Origin of the sequence: Haloferula luteola, assembly GCF_014201715.1 — a bacterium.
Lineage (GTDB): Bacteria > Verrucomicrobiota > Verrucomicrobiia > Verrucomicrobiales > Akkermansiaceae > Haloferula > Haloferula luteola.
The window spans coordinates 1-2,770 of the sequence record NZ_JACHFD010000060.1 but is presented as its reverse complement, the minus strand read 5'-3'; the positions used below and the strand labels follow the sequence as shown (position 1 = coordinate 2,770).

Here is a 2,770-nt window from a genome sequence, read left to right as displayed (position 1 = left end):
AGTGCGCGGGTCGTGTCTGAGTTCGTTTTCATTCGTTACAATCGATTGATGTTGGATAGGTCCCGTTCATACGGGATAGCCCACGATTTGAACCAAACACGACACCGCTTTCCCAACCCTCAACCTACTCCAACGGTGCCCGACTGCTTCAAGTCGCAGCCATAGGGTCTTGCGGGATATGACTAGAGGCGGGAAAGTCGTTGGTATCTTGCTCGCCTTAATCGTGATCGGGCTTGCAGCGGTGCCGATCGAGACCGAGTTACAAGTCCGAGCGGCTAAGAAACACTTGGCTCGAAGCTCGCTGGTCGATGAGTGCTTATCGGAGTTCGGGGACCCGCATCGAGAGGTGGGGGTAGACTCGAATCGGACCTTGGCTGATCGACTCTCAATCGATTTCTCCGAGGGCGATACCATCATCGTGTTTCAGCGGGAGGGGCTTCCCTATTGGGCGATCTATCTCGTGACTTCGGATGGAGAGACCATCAACGAGTCGTTGGTCGAGCGCTTCTGGTAGCAAATCGACAAGCAGAACAAGTCGGAGATGGCGACACCTTACAGCGGCCTTGTCGAAGAGTTGTTTTGGTGGTTCTATCCGGCAACGGGAATCGGTTCGCCGCTATGAGGGTCGGTGCGCCATTCCTCTGACGTTCGCCAGAAAATGAAGCATCCATCGAGGGCACTTGTATCGAGCAGGCTTGCGATTGCGTTTGTCGCTCTCTTGGCGGGTTGCGCAACGGAGTCATCCGTTCAGGTTGATGCTCGTCGACTCATCCAGCGACACAAGGGTGCTAGCAAACAAGATTTCATAGGATTTGCCGACGATCGAGCTTTCGAAGTGGTAACGCTCGTGCCCTTGTTCCCATGGAACTCTCCCAAGACAGTAATCTGGTGGTGCCCTATTTCTGAGCTTACCCCATCACAGTTCGAGATGCTGAAGTCTCGAATGGAGATTCCCGATGCACGCGATCTCCAACTCGCCAACTAGAATCAAGAAGGCGAACAAGGCGGCGATGGCGACGCCTATCCGCGGCCTTGTTCTTCTCACGCTCCGGTGCTTCAATACCCCCCAATCGAGGAGGACGCGCCGCCATTGAGGGCGTCGCGCCATGCCTCTGACGTTCGACCGAGAATATGAATCAAAGAGCGCTCCTCCGCAGCCTGCTCATCGCCGTTGGACTCGTTACCGCAGCGCTCGGCCAATTGCCCGAGTTTGGTGAGGCTGAGGACTCACCTTCGAAGCCCGACGAGATCTATCTTGCGCTCGTATTGATTGGCCTTCTCAACGAGCCCCCTGCGCGCAACGCCTCAGAGGTCGATGATGGGCAGTTCGCTCATTTTTATGAGGCGCAAGAAACACAATTTCAAGTCGCGCTCAAGTTGCTACGACCAATCCTTGAGGACAAAGGCTTCAAGAGTGAATTGAGGTGGGAACTAGAGAGCAACAAAGGAAAGTCGATCTACTCCCCTGAGGGCGTTCAGATCCTCAACCAGTATTTCAAGCCATTCTCGACCGGGCAGGGCGTTCTCAAGAGTGAGATTTTTGTCGAGCGAGTGGGTAACTACTTCGATTTCACTCCCGGGGAGTCGCTGATTACCGGCGAGGAGACGCCTACCAGATCGACAATGTTGTCGTTGCTTGCGGGTTTTCTCCTTCGTGCTGAAGATGGAGGGGAGGTTCATGCGAAGGATACCCCTTTCACTCGGAAAATGCTCGAGTTCATGCTTTTAGAGGGCAGCATCTTCGACGCATTTAGGGTCCACGTGGCGACACCCCAGACAATCCACCTAAAGCTTCGACCCGCCGAATCGCTTTCATTGGCAACGGGCTACGTGCGAGATCTTCGAGAAGCCGTCGCGAAGGAACAAGAAGTCGAACAAGGCGTCGCACCACAATCCGCTACCCGTTCCGAGTCGGATTCGGTGGGCGACCACAACCCTCAACCTGACTCGGAGGCGCGCTCTTGGTAGCGGATGTGTGGACTTCGACGTTGTGCTAAAGAAATGGCTCCCAAGTTTCACCAGATGCTCGCAGCAACTGTGTTCGCGATTGGCTCACTCGCCTGTGAGGAGAAGGCAACTCAGATCCGCTTAGAGGGTCGTCAGATTACAAGCCTTGAGATTCGCTCCGAGGCTACTGACGCGATCGAAGAGGCCCACATTCGGAGGCTTATAGCTTCGAGGCCGGGCACTCGGTATAGGCAGGACAGGATCGACGGAGACTTGAAGGCACTCTACGAGAGCGGGTTGGCGAGCGACGTGCGTATTTTCGGCGAACCGGACGGGCAGGCTACCCGAGTAGTAGCAGAGCTGGCATTGCGTCCTGGTTTCGCATCTCCCGGATTTGTCGGTAACACTGCCTATTCGGATCGCAAGCTGGCAAAGGTGACTGGCCTGACCCCTCGCGGCGAACTCACTTCGGATTTGCTCGACGAAGCAGCACGGAGGATCGAGGTGTTCTATCGGGCGAACGGACACGAACGAGTTTCTGTCAGCCATCGTGGAGAGGCTATTTTCGTAATCGACGAGGGTGAGTGAATGCCCGAACCCTAGACCAAAAAACCCAAGCACAACAAGCCGCAGCACCCAACCGCCTGACCCGCTCCGAGTCGGATTTTCCCGTGACTACAAACCTTAACCCAAAGTCAGAGTGCGACTGCCGTCAGGCGGTGTGTGTGCTCTGACGTTGCTATGGCTGCCTCTTTGTCAACGGGCAAAGTTCTCCTATTTACATCGTAGGTGATGAGGTGCTGGCGTCCGGCTCAACGCGTCG

At 55.4% G+C, this 2,770-nt stretch carries 3 protein-coding genes; all 3 read left to right on the top strand.

The features are described from left to right. The first annotated feature begins 370 nt into the window (after nucleotides 1-370). The 3 genes from HNR46_RS20365 (at nucleotide 371) to HNR46_RS20355 (ending at nucleotide 2,535) form a co-directional block, all read left to right on the top strand. Nucleotides 371-514 (top strand): hypothetical protein, encoded by a 144-nt coding sequence (locus HNR46_RS20365; RefSeq protein WP_184022523.1) that lies wholly within the window; start codon nucleotides 371-373, stop codon nucleotides 512-514. A gap of 617 nt (nucleotides 515-1,131) precedes the next feature. Then, nucleotides 1,132-1,968 (top strand): hypothetical protein, encoded by an 837-nt coding sequence (locus HNR46_RS20360; RefSeq protein ID WP_184022520.1) that lies wholly within the window; start codon nucleotides 1,132-1,134, stop codon nucleotides 1,966-1,968. 54 nt (nucleotides 1,969-2,022) lie between these two features. Continuing rightward, nucleotides 2,023-2,535, top strand: a complete 513-nt coding sequence (locus HNR46_RS20355) for a POTRA domain-containing protein (protein ID WP_184022518.1) — start codon at nucleotides 2,023-2,025, stop codon at nucleotides 2,533-2,535. Nucleotides 2,536-2,770 lie beyond the last annotated feature (235 nt).

Bases quoted from the DNA above. Each gene is read 5' to 3' on its own strand.
- HNR46_RS20355 (WP_184022518.1), top strand. From the start codon at position 2,023: ATGCTCGCAGCAACTGTGTTCGCGATTGGCTCACTCGCCTGTGAGGAG.
- HNR46_RS20360 (WP_184022520.1), top strand. From the start codon at position 1,132: ATGAATCAAAGAGCGCTCCTCCGCAGCCTGCTCATCGCCGTTGGACTC.